19 protein-coding genes, 1 pseudogene and 2 riboswitches are annotated in these 20,643 nt (G+C 57.2%); of the genes and pseudogenes, 9 read left to right on the plus strand and 11 right to left on the minus strand.

Annotation, left to right across the window (positions count from 1 at the left end; genetic code table 11):
• Position 1: 1 nt before the first annotated feature.
• The 5 genes from OZ656_RS01580 to OZ656_RS01600 all read right to left on the minus strand — a co-directional run bounded on the left by OZ656_RS01580 (position 2) and on the right by OZ656_RS01600 (position 5,014).
• Entirely contained in the window at positions 2-289 is a 288-nt protein-coding gene (locus OZ656_RS01580; protein ID WP_011783921.1) for an NAD(P) transhydrogenase subunit alpha, read from the minus strand.
• Positions 289-1,446, minus strand: coding sequence for a Re/Si-specific NAD(P)(+) transhydrogenase subunit alpha (locus tag OZ656_RS01585; protein WP_113879529.1), 1,158 nt, complete (start codon positions 1,444-1,446; stop codon positions 289-291). Before OZ656_RS01585 ends, OZ656_RS01580 begins: the two co-directional genes overlap by 1 nt.
• Complete coding sequence (gene mqo / locus OZ656_RS01590; protein WP_278349843.1) at positions 1,443-2,957, minus strand: malate dehydrogenase (quinone); 1,515 nt, start codon at positions 2,955-2,957, stop codon at positions 1,443-1,445. The genes OZ656_RS01585 and mqo overlap by 4 nt, the downstream gene beginning before the upstream one ends.
• 106 nt (positions 2,958-3,063) lie before the next feature.
• Entirely contained in the window at positions 3,064-3,801 is a 738-nt protein-coding gene (nfsA, locus tag OZ656_RS01595; protein WP_224850981.1) for an oxygen-insensitive NADPH nitroreductase, read from the minus strand.
• Positions 3,802-3,964: 163 nt separating this feature from the next.
• On the minus strand, positions 3,965-5,014 hold the full coding sequence (locus OZ656_RS01600) for a cytochrome-c peroxidase (RefSeq protein ID WP_011783925.1): 1,050 nt from the start codon (positions 5,012-5,014) through the stop codon (positions 3,965-3,967).
• A 246-nt stretch (positions 5,015-5,260) separates the two neighbouring features.
• Here OZ656_RS01600 and OZ656_RS01605 point away from each other — a divergent pair, with 246 nt between their 5' ends.
• A complete protein-coding gene (locus tag OZ656_RS01605; RefSeq protein ID WP_153739851.1) occupies positions 5,261-5,821 on the plus strand; it encodes a rhodanese-like domain-containing protein in 561 nt (186 codons plus the stop codon).
• Positions 5,822-5,883: 62 nt separating this feature from the next.
• Here the strand turns inward: OZ656_RS01605 and OZ656_RS01610 are convergent, their stop codons facing one another.
• A complete protein-coding gene (locus tag OZ656_RS01610) occupies positions 5,884-6,345 on the minus strand; it encodes a hypothetical protein (RefSeq protein WP_153739852.1) in 462 nt (153 codons plus the stop codon).
• Positions 6,346-6,588: 243 nt separating this feature from the next.
• Here OZ656_RS01610 and OZ656_RS01615 point away from each other — a divergent pair, with 243 nt between their 5' ends.
• Positions 6,589-7,851, plus strand: coding sequence for an FAD/NAD(P)-binding oxidoreductase (locus OZ656_RS01615; RefSeq protein WP_153739853.1), 1,263 nt, complete (start codon positions 6,589-6,591; stop codon positions 7,849-7,851).
• 4 nt (positions 7,852-7,855) lie between these two features.
• Here OZ656_RS01615 and OZ656_RS01620 read toward each other — a convergent pair whose 3' ends face one another.
• Entirely contained in the window at positions 7,856-8,851 is a 996-nt protein-coding gene (locus OZ656_RS01620) for a lipid A deacylase LpxR family protein (RefSeq protein WP_278349844.1), read from the minus strand.
• Between the two features lie 103 nt (positions 8,852-8,954).
• Between OZ656_RS01620 and OZ656_RS01625 the strand changes: the two genes are divergently transcribed.
• Positions 8,955-9,713, plus strand: a complete 759-nt coding sequence (locus OZ656_RS01625) for a fructosamine kinase family protein (RefSeq protein ID WP_278349845.1) — start codon at positions 8,955-8,957, stop codon at positions 9,711-9,713.
• Positions 9,714-9,741: 28 nt separating this feature from the next.
• Here OZ656_RS01625 and ovoA read toward each other — a convergent pair whose 3' ends face one another.
• Both ovoA and OZ656_RS01635 read right to left on the minus strand, forming a co-directional pair.
• Complete coding sequence (gene ovoA / locus OZ656_RS01630) at positions 9,742-11,892, minus strand: 5-histidylcysteine sulfoxide synthase (protein WP_379944906.1); 2,151 nt, start codon at positions 11,890-11,892, stop codon at positions 9,742-9,744.
• Positions 11,893-11,997: 105 nt separating this feature from the next.
• Positions 11,998-12,726 carry an RNA methyltransferase gene (locus OZ656_RS01635; RefSeq protein ID WP_278349847.1) on the minus strand — a complete coding sequence of 243 codons (729 nt, stop codon included), beginning with the start codon at positions 12,724-12,726 and terminating at the stop codon, positions 11,998-12,000.
• Positions 12,727-12,906: 180 nt separating this feature from the next.
• Here OZ656_RS01635 and rlmE point away from each other — a divergent pair, with 180 nt between their 5' ends.
• The 6 genes and pseudogenes from rlmE to OZ656_RS01665 all read left to right on the plus strand — a co-directional run bounded on the left by rlmE (position 12,907) and on the right by OZ656_RS01665 (position 17,094).
• On the plus strand, positions 12,907-13,527 hold the full coding sequence (gene rlmE / locus OZ656_RS01640; RefSeq protein ID WP_224850972.1) for a 23S rRNA (uridine(2552)-2'-O)-methyltransferase RlmE: 621 nt from the start codon (positions 12,907-12,909) through the stop codon (positions 13,525-13,527).
• An 82-nt stretch (positions 13,528-13,609) separates the two neighbouring features.
• Positions 13,610-13,696, plus strand: a riboswitch (glycine riboswitch).
• Positions 13,697-13,795, plus strand: a riboswitch (glycine riboswitch).
• A 40-nt stretch (positions 13,796-13,835) separates the two neighbouring features.
• On the plus strand, positions 13,836-14,435 hold the full coding sequence (locus tag OZ656_RS01645; RefSeq protein WP_278349855.1) for a trimeric intracellular cation channel family protein: 600 nt from the start codon (positions 13,836-13,838) through the stop codon (positions 14,433-14,435).
• Between the two features lie 185 nt (positions 14,436-14,620).
• On the plus strand, positions 14,621-15,337 hold the full coding sequence (locus tag OZ656_RS01650; protein WP_199453699.1) for an ABC transporter substrate-binding protein: 717 nt from the start codon (positions 14,621-14,623) through the stop codon (positions 15,335-15,337).
• Positions 15,338-15,415: 78 nt separating this feature from the next.
• Positions 15,416-15,796: pseudogene (locus OZ656_RS01655) on the plus strand (transposase); the annotation flags it as partial.
• Entirely contained in the window at positions 15,768-16,541 is a 774-nt protein-coding gene (locus tag OZ656_RS01660) for a TonB-dependent siderophore receptor (protein WP_023008775.1), read from the plus strand. The pseudogene OZ656_RS01655 and the gene OZ656_RS01660, both read left to right, overlap by 29 nt.
• A 349-nt stretch (positions 16,542-16,890) precedes the next feature.
• The gene (locus OZ656_RS01665) at positions 16,891-17,094 is read left to right on the plus strand and encodes an OmpW family outer membrane protein (RefSeq protein ID WP_278349848.1); all 204 of its coding nucleotides are present in this window, start codon (positions 16,891-16,893) and stop codon (positions 17,092-17,094) included.
• A gap of 898 nt (positions 17,095-17,992) precedes the next feature.
• On the opposite strand, the gene OZ656_RS01670 is transcribed toward OZ656_RS01665, so the two are convergent.
• Both OZ656_RS01670 and OZ656_RS01675 read right to left on the minus strand, forming a co-directional pair.
• Positions 17,993-19,018 (minus strand): IS110 family transposase, encoded by a 1,026-nt coding sequence (locus OZ656_RS01670; protein ID WP_008170306.1) that lies wholly within the window; start codon positions 19,016-19,018, stop codon positions 17,993-17,995.
• Between the two features lie 286 nt (positions 19,019-19,304).
• Positions 19,305-20,555, minus strand: coding sequence for an NAD(P)/FAD-dependent oxidoreductase (locus tag OZ656_RS01675; RefSeq protein WP_041654915.1), 1,251 nt, complete (start codon positions 20,553-20,555; stop codon positions 19,305-19,307).
• Positions 20,556-20,643: the final 88 nt, after the last annotated feature.

Here is a 20,643-nt window from a genome sequence, read left to right on the forward strand (position 1 = left end):
GTTATCCCTTCCGCTTGAACATATTCAGCATGCGATCCGTCACCAGAAAGCCAGCTACGATATTGATGCTGGCCAGGGTGACAGCGATAAAGCCCAGAACGCCGGCGACATTAGGCGACAGCTCTGTGCTGCCCGCACTGATGATCGCGCCGACGATTACGATGCCGGAGATGGCATTGGTGCCGCTCATCAATGGGGTATGAAGGGTGGGCGGAACCTTGTTGATCAGTTCTACCCCGACGAACAATGCCAGAATGAAAATGGTAAAGCTGAGTGCAAACAGTTCCATCAGTCCGTGTCCTTTTGGGTTGAAGTTTGCGGAGTGTCTCGAGTCTCGGCGTTGTGGCGGACGCTGCCGTGCTGGACCACCAGTGTGGCCGCAACAATCTCGTCCTCCAGCTTGGGTACCACACGACCGTCTTCGGTCATGTTGAGCAAAAAGGCGGTAATGTTGCGGGTGAGCAGCTGGGACGCGTGCACCGGTACGCGGGAGGGGTGGTTGGCATGGCCGACCAGGGTAACGCCGTCCACATCCACCTTCTGGTTCAGAACGGTGCCTTCCACGTTACCTCCTTTGTCGGCCGCCAGATCCACGATGACCGAGCCGCTCTTCATTCGGTGAATCATTTCCTGGTCAATCAGTTTGGGAGCCGGTTTTCCGGGTACCGCCGCCGTGGTGATTACCAGGTCGGCGCGGGCGACGCAGTCTGCCAGTTGCTGTCTTTGGGCGGTGTAGAACGCTTCGCTCTGCGCTTTGGCATAACCGCTGTCTCCGGTGGTATCGGATGCAGGCACTTCGATTTCAATGAAATCGGCGCCCAGGCTCTCCACCTGCTCTTTCACCTCAGGGCGAAGGTCGTAGGCCTCGACCACTGCGCCCAGACGGCGGGCGGTGGCAATGGCCATCAGACCTGCAACACCGGCGCCAATAACCAGTACCCGGGCCGGATGAATGGTGCCGGCGGCGGTCATCAGCATGGGGAAGTAACGGGGCAGGGCCATGGCGCCGCTGAGGACGGCGCGGTACCCGCTGATGCCCGCCATGGCACTCAACACGTCCATGGACTGGGCCCGGGTGGTTCTGGGCACCAGGTCCAGGGCAAATGCCTGCACGTTTTGCCCGGCCAGTTGTTCCAGCAGCGGCTGGTTGAACCAGGGATCGAGCAGGCAGATCAGGGTGGCGTCTTGCTGAATCAGTCGCGCTTCCTCTGATGAGGGCGCCCGAACCTTGAGGATGACTGTGGCCTGACGATACAGAGCGTCGGCATTGTCGGCGATGATGGCCCCGGCGTGGCGATAGTCGTCATCGGTGAAATGGGCGGCACTGCCAGCACCACTCTCGACCACCACCTCGTAGCCGGCCTCCAGCAGGGTGGAAACTCCGGATGGGATAATGGCCACACGGTTTTCACCGTCTTGTCGTTCTCTGGGAATCCCTATCATCATGCGTACAGGCTCCGTTCAGTTTGAGTTTGTTCTGCCCCGGTGTTCAGTCCCAGGGTGTTAAGGGTGTAGCGGCGGACATCGGCTAGCAGTTGGCGGTTGGCCTGAAGCGATTGACCGTAGCTCGGAATCAGCGATTGCAGGGTTTGCAGCGGTTGGCCCTGAATCAGTTCCGGGAAACAACGTTCTATAACCTCCAGCATTGCGGAGACGCAGGTGGAGGCGCCCGGTGAAGCGCCCAGCAGGGCTGCCAGGGATCGGTCCTCAGTGCTCAAAACCTCGGTGCCGAATTCCAGACTGCCCCGGCCCGAGGCCGTTGGCTTGATAACCTGAACACGCTGCCCGGCCCGCACCAATTGCCACTGAGCCGGATCCGGGTCCTCCATAAAGCGCGCCAGTTCGCCGAGGCGGGCCGATTTGGGGCTGAGAGCTTCTTTGATCAGGTATCGGGTCAGCGGCCAGTTGTGCACGCCAACGTCGATCAGCGGCCGCAGGTTGTGGCTGCGAACTGAGCGGATCAGGTCCGATCGATCGCCGCTTTTGAGGAAGCGGGTGGTAAAGCCAGCGAAGGGGCCGAAGAGCAGCGCCGCCTTGCCATTGATAAACCGGGTGTCCAGGTGGGGCACCGACATGGGTGGGGCGCCAACCGGTGCCTGGCTATAGACCTTGGCGTTGTGTGACAGGGCCATGTCTTCGTTATCGCAGGCCAGCCACAGGCCGGATACCGGGAACCCCCCGTAGCCGCGAATTTCCGGAATACCGGTCTTCTGCAGCAATGACAGGGCCGCTCCGCCCGCGCCAATGAACAGAAAACGGCTGGTAATGCTGCGTTTCTCGCCGCTGCCCAGGTGATGCAGGCTCACGCGCCAGCCGCCGGCTTCGCGCTTGATATCGGTTACCTGGCACTGGAGCTGAATATCACAGGCGTGCTGGGCCAGGGAGCGCCCCAGCAGGCGCGTCAGTGCGCCAAAATTGACGTCACTGCCGTGGGCGACGCGGGTAGCTGCGACCGGCTCAAAGGCTTGCCGGGTACCGTGGATAAGCGGGAGCCAGCGAGCGAGGGTGTCTGGCTGATCGCTGAACTCCATCTCCTGAAACAGCGGTTGGCCCTCGAGGGCTCTGTGGCGGGTTTTCAGAAATTCACAGGCCCTGGCACCCTCAACCCAGCTCAGATGTGGCACCCGGCGAATGAAGTTGGCCGGTGCGGGCAAGAGCCCCTTCTCAACCAGGCTGCTCCAATACTGAAGTGAGAGCTCGAAGCGCTCGTTGATGGCGAGCGCCCGCTCTACGGAAACGCTGCCATCGGGGTTGGCGGGGGTGTAGTTGAGTTCGCAATAACCGGCGTGACCGGTGCCGGCGTTGTTCCAGGCGTCCGAGCTTTCGCCGGCCAACTGTTGTCCCTGTTCGACCAGGGTGATCGACCGGGAGCTGTCCAGCTGCTGAATCAGAGAGGCCAGCGTGACGCTCATAACGCCGCCGCCAATCAGAAGAATATCGGTGTCAAAGCCCGCCATGGGTATGCCCCTTTCAGTAGCAAACGAACAAAGGGGGCATACTTTAGTCTAAGGCGGTTGCTCCAAGAATCGTATTTACTGAGGTAAATGCATCGAAAAAATCGATCTATTTGGTGCCGAAGCCGCGACCGTTGAGGAAAGCTTTTATGTGCGGGCGCAGTTTTGAGGTAAACAGTGGCTTCAGCTGTTCGGACCAGGTGGTGTCCTTGTTGCTGCTGCTTCTGGCCTGGTAATACTGATTCATGGTCTGGTCGAAACGGGTCACCAGTGCGGTGTCATCGGCATCGGTGTAGGCGTCTTCTTTCAGAATCGCGGAAAGTGGCAGCCGGGGCTTAACTTCGGGGTTCTGATCGGGGTAGCCGAGACACATGCCAAATACCGGGTAGACATGTTCCGGCAGTTTCAGAATCTCGCTCACGTCCTGCGGGTTGTTACGAATACCTCCGATGTAACACAGTCCCAGACCCTCGGATTCCGCGGCAATGGCGACATTCTGTGCCATCAGGGCGGTGTCGATGGTGGCAACCAGCAGTTGCTCGGTCATACCTCGTATCACCTCGGCACCGGCCCGCTCTGCGGCTTCGGTCGCGCGTTTCATATCGGCACAGAAGACCAGGAAGTCGGAACTGTCTGCCACGTAGGGTTGGCCGCCGGCCAGTTCGGCGATCTTACGGCGGTTCTCCGGGTTGACCACATGGATGATGGAATAGGCCTGAACGTGATTGGAGGTGGCGGCACTCTGGCCGGCACGAATCAGCTCTTCGAACAGTTCCCGTGGGATTTGCTGGTCCTTGAACTTGCGGATAGAGCGGTGGGATTTCAGAAGTTCAATGGTCGGATTCATAGCCTCTAGCCTGTCTTTTAAGAGAGAAAACAGACGATAGCTTGCTCATCAGCAACCGCACAAGCGGACAAAGGTGGGTAGTTGTCCGGATAGTATGACCAACCTCAACAAAAAAGGCGCGCCGGGAAAGCGCGCCTTTGAGGGTGAACGCAGAGCCCGTGACTTACGGGATCATGTCCACCGGCTTGGGCGTATTGGCGGTGCTTGGTGGCAGTACCGGATAGGTTACTTCCGGAACATTGCCGGTCAGGGTCTTGAGGAAGGCGACGATGGATTTCACTTCATCGTCGTTCAACTCGGTGCCCAGCTGGGCCGTACCCATCACCGCAACGGCTTCTTCCAGGCTCCAGACGGCGCCAGAGTGGAAATAGGGCGCGGTCAGCTCGATGTTACGCAGCGGAGAGGCGCGGAACACATACTCGTCAGACGCGGTTTCGGTGACAGAGAAGCGGCCTTTATCGCCCTCTGGCAGGATCTCGGCACCCGGCTTGGCAACCAGCCCGAATGGATGGTAGCTCTGACCGCCGAGGTTCACACCACTGTGGCAGGCGGTACAGCCGCGGTCCATGAACAGCGCCAGACCTTCTTTCTCACTCTCGTTCAGCGCGGAGGTGTCGCCGCGCAGATATTTGTCGAAAGGTGCTTCCGGGGTGATCAGTGTTGCTTCATAGGCTTCAATGGCAACAGCCATATTGTCGAAGGTGACCGGATTTTCCTGGCCCGGGAATGCGTCCTCAAAGCGCTCGATATACTCCGGCATACTCTTCAGGGTAGCCACCACCCGGTCCGGCGTACTGCTCATCTCGACACCCGCCTGTACCGGCCCTTTGGCCTGTTCGGCCAGGTCGGCGGCACGGCCATCCCAGAACTGGGCTGCGTTAAACACGGCGTTGAACACCGTCGGCGAGTTCCGGGGACCCTTCTGCCAGCCATGGCCGATAGAGGTAGGCAGCTCGTCATCACCGCCCAGCCCGACGTTGTGGCAGGTGTTGCAGCTGATCAGGTGGCTGGAAGACAGGCGCGGTTCAAAGAACAGCATCTTGCCCAGTTCAACCTTGGCCTGAGTGAGTTCATTGCCATCAATCACCGGTGGGTATTTGGGAATGGGCTCGAACATGCTGTTGGCCCGCTCCATCAGGTTGTCCGCCATGGCGGAGCCTGCTGCCACGCCCAGGCTCAGGGTGAGTGCTTTTGCCAGTGGATGCTTGATCATGTCGCTTTCTCCTTTGAGAACAACTTGGTATCCATCTGGTTCCAACGTAACAGAGTGGCAGCGCGGTTCATCGCAAAAACGCGAGAGTTGGTTCTGAGCTTGACGTTCATCAAGTTTGATTCCGGTCTGCAATTTCTGGATCTTTCTGCGGCATTTCGTCGCGCAGAAAAGCCGTGCTCTCCCGTTTTCATTTAGGTTATAAAGTTATACTCAGAAGAAATTTAAAAGTAGGCAGGAGTACGCGTTATGAAACCGATTGTTGTGTCTGTGCTTTTCTTTTTGACGGTTGCCATGTCAGCCCAAGCGGAAGATGCACTGTCTGTGACTCCGGAGCAGACCTGGGACGCGGTTCAGGAGCAAGGTGACCATCTGCTGTTCATTGATGTCCGGGATCCGGTGGAAATCATGTTCATCGGCTTTACCGATGCGGTGGACCGAAACATTCCGTTCCAGCTGGTGGATCGTACGCGCTGGAACGATGAGAAAGGTGTCTTCGCCATGGATATCAACGAGGATTTTGTTGCCCAGGTTGATGCCGCGCTGAAGGAAAAGGGACTGACGCGGGATTCCCTGATCATCACCATGTGCCGCTCCGGTTCCGCCCGCGGCAAGCCCAGTGCTGATTACCTTCTGGAACGTGGCTTTACCAACGTGAAGTACATCGACAACGGCTTCCAGGGCAGTACTGTGAAGGACGGCGAAAAGAAAGGATTCCGTGTGCAAAACGGCTGGCAGAATTCTGGCCTGCCCTGGTCGACCAAGGCCAACCCCGAGAAAATCTATCGTTTCCCGGCATCAGGGACCTGACCAACACGGCTGTCAGCCTGGAGCGGCCACTCCGCTCCAGGACAGAAATTCAATCACTTCAGTCAAAAAGTAAAAACCCTCGTCTTGCGATCCAGCATCTGGTTCGCCATCGACGGTGGGGTTGCAACGCCGACACCCTCCATCAAATCTTCTTTGCTGTGTTCGCTGTTGGGCAGGTACAGCGCACACACATTCACCGTACCACCGGCTTTCATCAAACCGCGCAACATCTGGCCCGGGGTGACGTTTTTCGGTGCCAGGGGCTTGGCCTCATAAGTTTTCAGGGCCAGGGCGCCGGCTTCGTCGCATAGAAGCACATTCACCTTGGCACCTTTCTGGGCCATGGTGTTGGACAGCACCATCGCCATACCCTGGGTTTGCGGGGAGTCGCTGGAAAGAATCACCAGAACCTCGTCTACGGTGTTTTCTTTACTGCCGTTGTTCGCCTTTTGATTCTCCGCAACGGCTGTCAGTGGAGCCGCGAACAACAGCGACAGTACAAAAGTCTTGATGGCATTCGTCATTGGGTCACTCCTGAGTTTTGATGGTTCACATGCCAATCCTAGACGCGGGGCTATTGGAGCTTCAGTGACAATGTCACTGTTCTGTCTGTCACCGGGCTCTTCTCCACCCTGCGCGCTATGAGACAGGAAGACCTTGCGCGGCGATATATTCCTTTATGATATAACGATATATCTAAAATGGTGTTAGGATTTGATATGTATCAAGATGAAATGCCGTGCAAATAAACACAAGAGGGTAGAGGCATGAACAGCAGAACAGAACCGGCGGGGGCCGATCGGCACCACAGCGTTGTTATCGTTGGTGGCGGCGCTGCCGGTATCTCGGTGGCGTCCAGCCTGCACAAACGGGACCGCCGTCTGGATATCGCGATCCTGGAACCATCCGCGACCCATCACTATCAACCAGGCTGGACCATGGTCGGTGGCGGCGTTTTTCAGCCGGAGGTTACCTCCCGGCCCATGTCACAGGTGATGCCGGGTTTTGTCTCCTGGTATCAGCAGGCGGTTTCGGGCGTAATGCCGGAGCAGAATCAGGTAAGGCTGGCGGACGGTTCGAGTATTTCCTATCAGACACTGGTGCTGGCGCCGGGGCTGGAGCTGAACTGGTCTGCCATTGATGGCCTGGAATCGGCGCTTGGGTCCAATGGTGTGACTTCCAACTACCGTCAAGGCATGGCGCAATACACCTGGCAAACGGTACAGGCCCTGAAAAAGGGAAGGGCCCTGTTCAGCCAACCACCCATGCCTATCAAATGTGCCGGGGCGCCGCAGAAAGCGATGTATCTGTCTTCCGACCATTGGCGCAGAAACGGAGTTCTTGGCCAACTCGATATTCAGTTTCATAGTGCCGGAGCGGTTCTGTTCGGTGTGCCGGCTTATGTCCCGGCACTTCAGGAATACATTGATAAATACGGTATTCAGGTCAACTTTCAGAGCAATCTGGTAGCTGTTAACGGCCCCGCCCGGAAAGCCACGTTCCGGCTTACGGACGCTGAAGGTAACAGCCAGGATCGGGAACTGGATTTCGATATGTTGCACGCGGTGCCACCCCAGCGGGCGCCCGGTTTTATCCGTGAGTCCGTCCTCGCCAACGACGGTGGCTGGTTGAATCTGGCGGACGATACGCTCCAACACAAAACCTTTGTCAATATATTCGGACTTGGCGACGTGAGCGGCACCGGTAATGCCAAAACCGCCGCAGCCGTTCGAAAGCAGGCGCCGGTCGTGGCGGAAAACCTTATTGCAAGTTTACGGAATCAGCCCCTGCCTGCGGCTTACCTCGGATACGGCTCCTGCCCGTTGACGGTAGAGAACGGCCGCATCGTGCTGGCCGAATTTGGCTACAACGGCGTGCTTCAGCCCAGTTTCCCGCAGTGGGTGAATGATGGCACCAAAGCCACACGCGCTGCCTGGTGGCTCAAGGCCAAGCAGCTGCCCACTTTGTACTGGCACGGTATGCTCAAAGGGCGTGAGTGGTTGGCGAAGCCTGAAGTCCGGGAGGGCTAGGCGCTTACAGTGCCCAGCTGAATGACAGCGTGCCAAAGCTGAAGTTATCCTGGTTACGCTGTTCTTCCCCCGTCGTGGCCCGCAAAATCAGCGCCGCTTGCAGGTTGTCCCACTGCCAGGTGCCGCCCAGGCCTAGCTGGCCGAGCAGGGGGCCTTCACTGAACCGGTAGGGCCCGGAATTGTCCTCCAGATAGGAATAGGCAATGTATTCCGCCCCCAGGCCTATGAATACTGACCAGGCGCTTTTCGCGTCACTGAAAGATCCGGGTAGCGCGATGGCAGAGGAGCTGCCGGCGTAATCCGGTATAAAATTGGCCGGAAGGTTTCTGCCCATCCGCCAGATCACGCCAACGGTCGCGGAGGTTCGAAAACTGGACAGCAGGCCGGAGCCTACCGCTGAAAACTGTTGTTCAAGGTCGCCGCGTTGCCCCGCTTGCAACAGTTTGCGCCCGTGGGCCGCCTGAAATCCGCCAACCACGTCGGTCCCTAGCTGGTTGTCCCATCCTTCGGGGCGTTCGCTCCCGGTGATTTTGTGTACCCATTTCTGGCTGGCTTCGGCGCCGCTTTCAGGACCAACCACGCCAATGTGAGCGCCGTACCCCGTAATGCTGTCGGCGCTCCAGCTCCAGAGGGTGCTGCTCAGGGAGAGATGACCGGCGTAGGGGATATCATTGAATTGAGGCTCTTCCTGGCTAATGTCTGCCGGTGTCACCATGAGTTGACGCAGACTGACGCTCATTGCATGGTTGTTGGCGACGTCGCCGACGCCGGGCAGAAATGACAGACTATCTCTGCCTGCCCTTGCAAGTCGGGCTGAGCCTCCGCCGGAGTCTTCGGCTGTGTTGGTAAGGTAAGACAGGCGCACGCCATTGGTGTAGCCCCGGTCGCTGCCAGTGAATAGATCGTTGTCCCAGGCAAGGTTGAACTGTTCTGAATTGGCGGAAGCGGGGGCTAGCACGAGTAAGAGGCTAATGCGGGCAAAAAGAGCTCGGATGGGCACTGGGAATGGACTCCGTGAGGGTAGGATGCAAAGTATCTTAGCAGAACCCTGCTACGGTTTTATGGCGCAAACAGATCCATACCCGCGCTAATCAGGAGTCAATATGCACGTTAAAACCAATACCACGGGCTATGCCGATGCGCTGATTTGCGAAGCTGAGGGTCTGGAATCTCTTCGGGACGGGTTGCAACAGGCAGGGGTTGAAGCACTCCGTATTCCGGAGGTTATGGAGGTGAGCCAGCACCGACTTACCCTCAGGCGGATTGACTCAGCACCGCCCGACGACAAGTGCCTCACTGCGTTGGGGGAGGGGCTGGCGCAGTTGCACCTGCTGGCTCGGGATCAATATGGCTGGCGCCGCGACAACTTCATTGGCCTGGCACCTCAACCCAATACGCTGACAGATTCCTGGGGCCGGTTTTTCCTGGAGCAGCGGCTGAAGTATCAGGTCAGCCGGATCTCAGATGCCGAGGTGCGAGCCAGGTTCGAGCGCACCCTGGAAGCCTGTGGTGCCCGCCTGGCCAACTGGCTGGATCAGCATTGCGAACATCCGAGCCTGCTGCACGGCGATCTGTGGAACGGCAACGTGATGTTTGACCGTAATGGCCCCTGGCTGATTGACCCGGCGGTGTATCAGGGCGACCGGGAGGCGGACCTTGCCATGACCGAGATGTTTGGCGGTTTCGGCGCGGCGTTCTATCGTGCCTACGATCGCGTATACCCGCGCACTGAGGTCTACGCCACCAAGCGTGAAATCTATAACCTGTACCACTACCTCAACCACTACAACCTGTTCGGTGGTGGGTATCTGGGTGGTTGCGAGCGTGGCCTGTCGGCCTTGGCGGCGCTACCAGCCTCGTAAGCAGAAGCTGGTAACGCCGGCATCACACTCAGCTCCTGGCGGGTTTGCGTTCCCACACGGTCACTTCAGACAGCGTGTGCTGGAACTTGTGCTCGGTCTCGCGGATCACGAAGGGCACTTTCCGGGGCTCGCCCACCATCCTGAAGTGCTCTCCCAGGCACTCTCGAATGCCGTCTAGCGTTCGGTGATTTTCGCCATCCTTCTTGAAACCGCCAAGCCATTCCTCTTTCGGGGTGTGTTCTTCAAGCCAGGTATACGGGGAGGCAATAATCAGCAGCCCGCCTTCGTTAATGCGATCGTGGATGCACTCCAGGAAACGACGTGGCCGGTACAGGCGGTCGATCAGATTGGCGGCCAATACCAGGTCATAACCGGAATACTGGGGCTTCAGGTTGCAGGCATCGCCCTGATAGAACGCCACCTTGGCGGCGGTATCTTCGAGATCCAGTTCTTTCAGGGTGCGGGTGTGGTAGCTGACCAGTTCGCCTTCTTCGGTCAGTGAATAACGGATGGCGCCCTGCTCGGCCATCTCCACCCCCAGACGTATGAAGTTGGCAGAGAAATCGACACCTTCAACCTCGTCAAACTGGCGCGCCAGCTCAAAACTTGCCCGGCAACAGGCACAGCCCAGATCCAGCGCTTTCCCGGTCTTTTTGCCGGCCATAGCGTCCAGGGCCAGTTCCGCCATGGTTTTCGGGAAATTGGCGACGCCGAACCAACGGTCGCCGTAATGGAACTCGGCGTATTCAGTGAGTAGCCGGTCGCTCTCGTAGTAGGCGTTGGGTTGAACCGCCTCGGCCTCGGAGGTGATATAGCGGAAGCCTGCATGCTGGAAGAAATGCCGACGGAAGGCATAACGGGAGGCCAGCCTTGCTTCGTTGCCACAGGAAATCCAGGAGCCGCCTTTGATCAGATTGTGCTGGCCGTCGAACGTGGGTGTGGTGAAGTCGTCGTACAGTGGATGCACCTTGAAGTTGTCGAACGGATAGGTGGGCGTTTCGGTCCACTGCCAGACGTTGCCAACCACATCGAACCACTGGCCGTGGCGAAAGCGCGTTACCGGACACGACGAGGCACCATGGTCCAGGTGGAGGTTGGCGTTGGCCGGGGATTCACCCACTTCCGGGACGCCGGCTTCGTCACAGAGGCGATACCACTCGTCTTCCGTGGGCAGACGGATGGGTTTGCCAGTTTGCTCTCGTTTCCACTCACAGAACGCCTTGGCCTCGTGATAGTTGACCTCGACCGGCCAGTCCCAGGGCATCTCCACCTCTTCAGTCATCAGGCGCAGCTGCCAGCCATTCTGCCAGCGCCAGAAGGTGGGGTGTTTGGCTTCGGCAAAGGTTCGCCAGGCCAGACCCTCCTCGCTCCAGTATTCGTCTTGTTGATAGCCGCCGGCCTCGACAAATTCCAGGAACTCCTGATTGCTTACCAGGTACTGGCTGGCCTTGAACTCGGCGACGTCGGCCTGGTGCTCGCCGTACTCATTGTCCCAGCCGTAAAAGGCATCGTCGCAGGGCTTGCCAATGTGCACTTTGCCAGCGGGAACGGTGAGCAACTCGTTTTCCGGTGCCTCGCCGGTTTCCCGGATGGGCGCCCATTCCGGTTGCGGCTGAACGCGTTCCAGCGCGTGCTGGCGGATGAGCACGGAGGAAGTCTCAAGGTGAATTCGCTCATGTTCGATGCCCATCACGATGGGCCACCAGGCACTGTCCCAGTCAATCGGCAGCGACAGCGGCATGGTTTCGATCAACTCCAGCACGGTCTGGCGCACCTGTGCCCGGTAGTCCAGTACTTCCTGGACAGCGGGCCAGTCGTAGTGATCGTCGTTCAGGTCGTCCCAGCTCATTTCATCCACACCCACCGCGAAGATGGATTCCATGTTGGGGTTGATGCGTTCTTTCAGGATCTTGGCCAGCACCAGTTTGTTCACAAAGAAGGTGGCGGTGTGGCCAAGGTAGAAAATGAGCGGATGCCGGAGCGGGATAGATTTCTGGTAATACCCGGAGTCATCAGCCAGGCAATCGAACAGGCGCGTGTAGGTGTCGAAGGTGTCTGTGAAATAACGCGCGATTTCGTGGCGCTTGGTGTCCGGGGCCCCCTCGGCCAGATTGGGCGTGCGGGTTAAACCGATGGCATGTTGGCGTTCGAGAATTGCAGTCGGGTTGGAGAACTCCATGGCTGAACCGATCCTTCCAGTGAATGATGTCCTACGGGATTACGTTCCACCATAGGTAACCGGTTCAGCGACTGGCAAGTAAAGGCCGGAATTAATCCGGGGGACTCAGACGCGGTTCAGCTCGTAAACCGCCATATTGACCGCGGAGGCCAGGTTCAGCGACTCGATAGCGGCCGCACCGGGAATGGTGTAGGCGCGGGCACCCAGTTCAGTCAGGACTTGCTTCGGCACGCCGCGGGCCTCATTGCCAAACAGGTAGCAGTCCTGGGCCTGGAATTCGGGCTTGGTGATAGAATCGCCGCCGATGTCCAGGCAGGCGATGCGGGCGTATCGCTGCCCCAGTGTGTCCAGGGCAACCTCGGTCTCCAGCGGTACATGGAATATGGCGCCCATGCTGGCGCGCACCACTTTCGGATTGAACGGATCCACGCTGCCGGGGCTAAGGAGGCACCGGAAGCCACCGAACCAGGCCAGCGTGCGCAGGATGGTGCCCAGATTGCCGGGATCCTGCACTTCGTGGAGGTAGATGGCTTTTTCCTTGGGAGCGGTTTGGCCGCTGGCAGCCGCTGGCAGTGGCACCACCGCAAGGATGCCCTGAGGCGTTCTGGTATCGGATAGCTGGGCCATCTGCCGGTCGCTGATGACGTGCGTGGGCCAGGGGCTGGGCCAGTGCTCGTAGGCGCTGGTTACGTACAGTTGGGCGTTGCGCCAGTGGGGCACCTGCTTCGCCGCTTTTTCCAGCTCCAGTACCAGATGTTCGCCTTCCACCAGAAACTGTCCGAACGACTGGCGGTATTTCTTTTGATGCAGCTTTTTGATGTCGTCCAGTTTCACGGTCTGCTTTCCATGGTGCCTGGCACGGCCGGGGCCGGGCGATGATGTTTTTAATGAGGCATGTGATCAGGCGCTATTGTACGGGGGCGTGGCTGGCTTGTCAGGAAGTGGCTGGTTTTTGCGGCGTCACTGGCGGCGGCGTACAATGCCGTTTTTCCCGCAGTGAACAGAAGGCAGGCGATGGCACGCTCGAAAAGCAGTAACCGATGGCTCGAAGAGCACGTAAACGACCCCTTTGTAAAACAGGCGCAACAGGATGGCTATCGTTCCCGTGCCAGCTACAAACTGCTGGAAATCAACAACAAGGATCGGCTGATAAAACCCACGGACCTGGTCGTCGATCTGGGTTCGGCCCCGGGCGGCTGGTCCCAGGTGGCGGCGAAACTGGTGGGCCACAAGGGCCGTGTGGTGGCGTCTGACATTTTGCCGATGGATCCGATTGCCGGCGTTGAATTCATCCAGGGCGACTTCACCGAACAGGAGGTCTTCGACCAGATCATGGCGATACTGGACGGGGCCCGTGCCGACGTCGTGATCTCGGATATGGCCCCCAACATCAGTGGCGTAAACGCCGCAGACCAGGCAGCCTCCATGTATCTGGTGGAACTGGCCCTGGATATGGCCTGCCAGGTGCTCAAACCCAAAGGCAGTTTTGTTGCCAAGGTGTTCCATGGTGAAGGCTATGATGAGTATGTGAAAACCGTGCGCGAGTCCTTCGATAAGGTGGTGATTCGCAAGCCGGATTCGTCCCGGGCCAGGTCCCGGGAGGTGTATCTGGTGGCCAAGGGTTTCAAGGGCTGAAGAGCGCAAGCCGGTTCAGGCAGCGTCGGGGAGTCCCGCAGCTTTGCTCGCTCGACGTAGCCAGAAGGTGTGCCTATAATGCGCGCCTTCCGCAGGAGAGTGGGCCGGCTGGCCCCGCCGAAGGCGCAAACTCCCATAAACGCTCAGGCACAGGTACTGCGGGCATTCGATAACGCCGTCTGGAGAGAGACTGTCGACACAGTCCACCGAAGGGGCAAGCAGAGCCGGGCTCTGTAAACTCTCAGGTATCAGGGACAGGGGGAGAGGCCACAGAAACGCAGGAGACCTGTGTGCTGACCTCTATCTATATGATTGCCATTACCGCGGAAGCCATGTCCGGGGCGCTGGCCGCCGGGCGCAGGAACATGGATCTGTTCGGCGTGGCCCTGATAGCCTTCCTGACCGCCCTAGGTGGCGGCACCGTTCGGGACATCCTGCTGGGTAACTTTCCCGTGACCTGGACCCAGCACCCTCGCTACATCTACATGACCATCACCGGTGGCCTGCTCACTATCGCCATTGCCCGCCTCATGCGCCACCTGCACCAGCTGTTTCTGGTACTGGACGCCGCCGGGCTGGTGGCCTTCACCGTGATTGGCTGCAATGTCGCCCTGAAACTGGGTTACGACACCATCGTGGTGGTGATGTCGGGCATTACCACCGGCATATTCGGCGGCATCCTCCGCGACATCCTCTGTAACCGCACGCCTCAGGTTCTGCGTCACGAACTCTATGCCAGTGTCTCTCTGGTGGTGGCATTGCTTTATCTGGAGCTGCTGAACCAGGGCCTGAGCGAGAACATCACGTTACTGGCTGCCTTCAGTGTTGGCCTGCTCTTGCGCATGGCCGCCATCCGCTGGCAATTGTCGCTGCCGGTGTTCAGCTATTCGCAGGCGCGCTGGGAATAGGTTTCTGTGTAAAAACTGGGGTATCCCTAACTAAATAGATGCGGACACGACCGCCGGGATGATTCGCCGCGATATCGACTTTCTCATGGCATCTGGCCAGAATCCGAGCCAAACTGTCTTTAACTGGCGAGGCAGAGTCGGGCAAACGACGGCCTTGCCCGATTAATCAGTCCAACGAGGACCGAATGAGAGTAGTCCTGTTTATCATCACGGCATTCTGGTTCTTCCCGGTTTCCTCCCAAACCCTTCAGATTATGGGTTCGGACGAGGGCTTCCTGCCGTTTTATTATGGCAAAGGTCTCAGCGAGGGAGTTTTGGTCGAGGTGATCAAAGACTTCTCCATGGAGACTGGTATCGAAGCCGACTTCCGCCCGATGGCCCGCAAACGCCAGATCTGGGCCCTGCAACGAGGACTCGCCAACGCGGTTTTCGCCAGCCCGCACTGGATGCCTTTGCCGGACCAAATGCACGCTGTAGGGCCGGTGTTAACCTGGCGCGACCGGGTGTTCGCGCAGCCTGGCATGCCAACGGATTCCTTCGATGATATCTCGGGAAGCATCTGTCTTCGTAGATGGTTTGTATACAGTGACCAGCTCGAGCGGCGGATAGGGACTCAGCTGGTGCGCCATGACGGATACAACACACAGCAGATGCTGCTAATGTTTTTGCGCAAACGTTGCGATTACATCGTCATGAACGAAACGGAGTTCCGGTTTCTGACAATGATGGGGGGCATTGATCCGGAGCGTTACAGCACGGAACTGATAGACTCAGAATGGCCGGTCTATCTTGGGATACTCAAAACCGAGAAAGCTCTCATTGAGGCGGCGGAAGATTTTTTCGCTACCTACTCGATTGACGTAGAGGCCATGTTACCTGAACTGCCGCGGCCGGATCGCTGAAGAGGTTGGCTGGCAAATGTCCATTCGCCAGGCATTCACGCTTTTTGTCAAACGTCGTACCCGAATGTCCGCTTAGCGACCAAGGTGAAAGAAGAGCTGGAGTACATTCCCGCACAGTTGAAGGTGCTGGAATACTGGCAGGAAAAAGCCGTCTTCGAGCAGGGTGGCCAGGAGCATATTGTGGCTGCACCGCGCTCAGCCCACCCACTGGGCAAATGCATTGCGACACCGTCACTGCGGGCTTACCTGATTACCTCCAAATACGCCGACGGCCTGCCCTTGTACCGCCAGGAGCAAATGCTCAAGCGCCTGGGACACGAAGTCAGCCGAACCAGCATGGCGCACTGGATCATCCGCCTGAACGACGTGTTCAAACCGCTGATGACCCTGATGCGGGAAACCCAGAATGGCAGTAATTACCTGCAAGCTGATGAAACCCGGATCCAGGTGCTCAAGGAAATATTCCTACAGCGATGAACTCACACCTTATGCCGGGCTGATATATGACTTTGATCACCGGTTCAGTGGCTATGTCAGCTATACCGAAATTTTTCAGACTCAGAACGTACGTTCCACAAACGGCTCTCTGCTTGATCCTATCACCGGCCGCAACTATGAGCTGGGCTTGAAAGCGACGCTGGCGGATGCGCTGGACATGAACGTGGCCGTTTTCAGGAGTGAACAGGACGGCCTGGGTGAAGCCATTCCGGGTGAAACGGTGAGCGGTCGCCCGGACACCCAGGCGTATCGGGCCGCCGATGGCGCCACCGTTGAAGGGCTTGAAACCGAGCTGGTTGGGCAATTGGCGCCGGGCTGGAACCTCAATGCCAGCTTTACTCTGGCAAATCCGAAAAATGCAGATGGGGATCGCATGAATACCACACACCCTCACCGGCAAGCCAAACTGTTTACCAGCTATCAATTTACCGGTAACTGGCGTCCGCTTCGCCTTGGCGGAGGCCTGCGCTGGCAGAGTGACATCTACCGGGATACTCGAGGACCGGCAGGCACAACACGTGTTACCCAGGGCAGTTACTCCGTGATAGACCTGATGGCCCGTTACGACTTTACTCCTGATATCAGTGCTCAACTGAACCTGAACAACGTGTTAGACAAGGAGTACCACGATCAGGTCGGATTTTATAGCCAGGCCTGGTGGGGCGCACCACGCAACCTTCGCTTGTCACTGAGCTACGACTTTTAAGTGGTAACAAGCCCCTGCTGATATCTGTAGCTCATGGCCGACAGATAAGTCTGCCGTGAGCCATCGACGCAGATATGAAGTCAGCTCGTTGATAGGTGAGTAATAATGTCCTCAATGGGACAACTCAAACCCGACAATTTGAAGTCGCTCAAAAGCGTGCGACAATGGCGTTTCATCGAAATACTGATGCGCGGAACAAAGGTCGAAGTGTCCGAATTTGGTCAATCCATTCCAGACACATCTGTGCCCAAAAATGGCGTTAATCGGTGAAAACCGCTCAGGATAAGGGCTTCATGCAATCAGGTCTTCTTACTGTATCTGCTTGAACAGTCTCGAATCAGCCCCTATTATGCCGTTCAGCCCCGACCAGAATCTGTGCACTCCGGAGGCAGAGGTCAGAGGTTCGAATCCTCTCAACTGGTCGGCAAATTTTGACGTTAGATATGCACCCTTCGAGGCGGATATCACCGGTAACCTGGGCCCGGCCCCTGTTCAGGCAAAAGTGGAAGTGGACCCCACTATCGTGAGCATCGGTGTTGCATATCGCTTTTAAATGCCAAGTATACCAACCGTCTGCATTTGCTGGTCGCTTTCAGCAACCTGCTGATTGATAAAAAACCTGCAGCGTAAGACCAATGCGCCCCTTTTCCGCCAAGATTGCGGAAAAGGGGCAAAAACCAGCGGTTATTCAGATCTTCCTTAGGTATATAGCCCCAGCCTTATGCATCATTTAAAGGTCTCGTATCGTTTAGTCGAGTAGTATATAGCCATCAGGACCGGCACGTCCTTACTATAGAAAACCTTTTCAGTAGTCCCGCAAGTTTCATTTAATCGAGCAAGTGTCTTAACATTAATACCGCTCGTAACTATCGGTTCTTGATGTCCACCATCAATAAGCCGGAATCTTACTGTGTTTGATTTACACACCGCTTGAAGCTTGCAGTCTGAAAAGCCCTGTCTTGGCTGCCACCACCCATCCGCATGAAAAAGCATATGCTCAGATGAACCAAAACAAGAGGTCGACACCGAATGGGCGATGTTGCTTATGAAGGATTGAGTGATCGGAACCTCTACCCATAATGGCCGATAGAGACTTCGCTTTTTCTTTGTGGGTAAAATCAAGTTCATATTTTCGTCGGTAATTGCAAGGTGAGGTTATTAGTGGGACATATAGAGAATTATTTCACCTACATGGACTCCCCCTGCGGTCAAGCAACGCCATTTGAATCCGAAGCGGTTTGAGACTGCGGCTCTACATTCGGCCTCTTTGTGGGCGTTTTTGCCCGGGCCAGGATGATGATGCGTGTGAGCGGGGACCTTATTCGTTAGTCGGCTTCGCTGAGCCGCAGAAATAAACAGGTTCTCCCACTCTCGGTCTGACCGTTCCGTCATCGCTTGCCGTTGCAAGACTCTTCTGGCAGGCTTGTTCTGCCTGTCGTTGGTGCTCGGTTTTAGCCCTCCACAGGCTGTGTCTTAAACTCGGTTTGATTCATGAGTAGTGCCCATATAATCCGGGCGTTCTTGGCCGCCATCGCAACGGCGGCCCGCTTGTATCCACGTCGTTCCACCAGGTCTTTGGCCCAGTCACTGAGTCGATCATTCTTATCCGGTAATTTTGCAATCACTGCCCGGGTGCCATGGATCAGCAGCGTTCGCAGGTATTTGTCCCCGCGCTTGGTGATTCGGCCAAGTCGCACCTTGCCACCGGTCGAGTATTGTCGGGGCACCAGACCCAACCATGCGGCAAAGTGTCGCCCACTTTTGAACTGTCTGGGGTCAGGCGCACTGGCCAGCAGGGCTGTTGCGGTCTGTGGTCCGATACCCGGTATGGCCATAAGGCGCTTGGCCTGCTCATCGCTCCGGGCCATCGCTTCGACCTCCCGATCGTAAGCCAGGATTTCTTCATCGAGCTGTCGAATGCGTTGGTTGATGTTGTTGATTAAGCGGCGAGCGAGCATGGGTAAGTCGTTTTCGGCATCCTCCAGGATTTCGGGAACCCGGCGCCGTGCGGCGTAACGGCCCTGGGGAATGATCAGTCCGAACTCGGCCAGCAGCCCACGAATCTGATTGATCTGCGCGGTGCGTTCTTTGGTCAGTCCACGGCGAATACGATGCAGGCACAGTACGGCTTGCTGGTCTTCGGTCTTGATTGGAACAAACCGCATATTCGGCCGACCTACTGCCTCACAGATGGCCTCGGCATCGTTGTCGTCGTTCTTGCTGCTCTTGCGATAGGGCGCGACAAACCGGGGTGCAATGATTCGGACATCGTGGCCGAGTTTGGTCATTTCCCGAGCCCAATGGTGGGCACCCGAGCAGGCTTCCATGCCAATCAGGCAGGGTGGGAGCTGAGCGATATAAGGCAACAGCTTGGGCCGGTTCAGTCGTTTGCGAACCACGACCTTGCCGTGTTGATCGGTGCCATGAATACTGAACACAGTTTTCGCCAGATCGATGCCAATGGTTGTAACATTCATGATGACTCCTCCTGCTTTTGATTGAAGATGTCAGACACCTTCAATGTGGCACATCGATGCCGTGGGAGCAGGGGGAGTCCATATCATTCGCTATGGTGCTCTCGGTTTACCAGAGCAACAGTAATGTGTCTGGCTACGGGAAATTCCGCCGGTTGTGGCTCACGCATCCTTTGCGCTCACTGAAAGCTGTCGGTCGTAGGATATGATATCCATAGGCCGTATGAGTTGTGCATTGCTTTCGCAATTTTGGGCAAACTAAGGGCACAGCTCTACTCGGTCGTCAATTTCAATTTATGGACTGACCGCTCACCAAGGACTTCAGTTCAATATCCGGATCCTTCAACATTTCAGGATTGACCTGCCTGCGTTGTTGAACGAGGGTCTTGCCGACCATAAAAGCGATGGGCAGGTTGACCGCATCAACAGCAATGACACAGCCATCGCGGAGATAGAACACCGCAAATCCCTTGTCTTCCGGGCTTCCGCGCAGCACACGCTGATCATGATATTGCGACAACCCCACCATCTGCAGACGCACGTCATACTGGTTCGACCAGAACCATGGAGCGCTATTATAGGGTTTCTTCTCGCCCATCAGGGTTGCCGCCACTGTCCGGGCCTGATCAACCGCGTTGGCGACAGATTCAAGGCGCTGCATCTTCTCGAAGAAAAGATTCCGGTGGCGGGTACAGTCGCCGATCGCCAGGATGGCTGGATCTTCTGTGCGGGTAAACTCGTCAACAATAATGCCGTCATCACAGGGCAGGCCGGCGGCCTCAGCCAGCGCGGTTTCCGGCACAACACCCACTGAAACGAGCACGATGTCGGCCGGTACAGTGCCGCCGCTCGCCAATGTCACGCCAGCCACATGCCCCTGATCGCTAGCTTCGAAACCGGTTACCGCCGTGTTCAGGCGTAGATCCACGCCAGCGTTACTGTGTTTGGTGTAAAAAAACTCCGACATTTCCGGGCCTGTTACACGCTGCATAAGACGCTCGGCCGCTTCCAGTACCGTGACATCAACGCTTTTTTTGGTAGCGCTGGCTGCCACTTCAAGGCCAATGTAACCACCACCCACGATGACCAAGCGTTTCCCCGGAACCAGTTGTTCACGCAGGGCATCCGAGTCAGCTATGTCATGTAGGTAATGAATGCCCTTCAAGTCAGCCCCGGGTGCGTTCAGGCGTCGAACGTGTGACCCCGTGGCCAGGACCAGTCGATCGTATTTCAATGTGCTCTGGTCCGACAAACTGATGGTCTTGTTGTCCCGATCAATTTGTTCGGCACGTACACCGAGCCGCAACTGATGGCCGGCGTTCTCGTACACCGAGCGCGGCTTGAGGTACAGCGACTCCTGATCCACCTCGCCTGCCAGGTAGTTCTTGGACAGGGGCGGCCGCTGATAGGGTGGATGTGGCTCTTCGCCCACCAGGACCACCTCATGTTGATATTTCTTTTGCAGCAAGGTTGTCAGGAGCGCACCTGCTGCGTGCCCGCCGCCAACGATGACTGTCGTCTCTTTCTGTTGGTTTGCCATAGCCTGTCTCTTTCTACTGTTCTTTGGAATCAGATTGATCAGAAGTCCAGATGCCAACTGAGCCCTGTGACGCCCGCGCGCGCGGAGC

Source organism: Marinobacter sp. LM1 (assembly GCF_042763285.1).
Taxonomy (GTDB): Bacteria; Pseudomonadota; Gammaproteobacteria; order Pseudomonadales; family Oleiphilaceae; genus Marinobacter; species Marinobacter nauticus.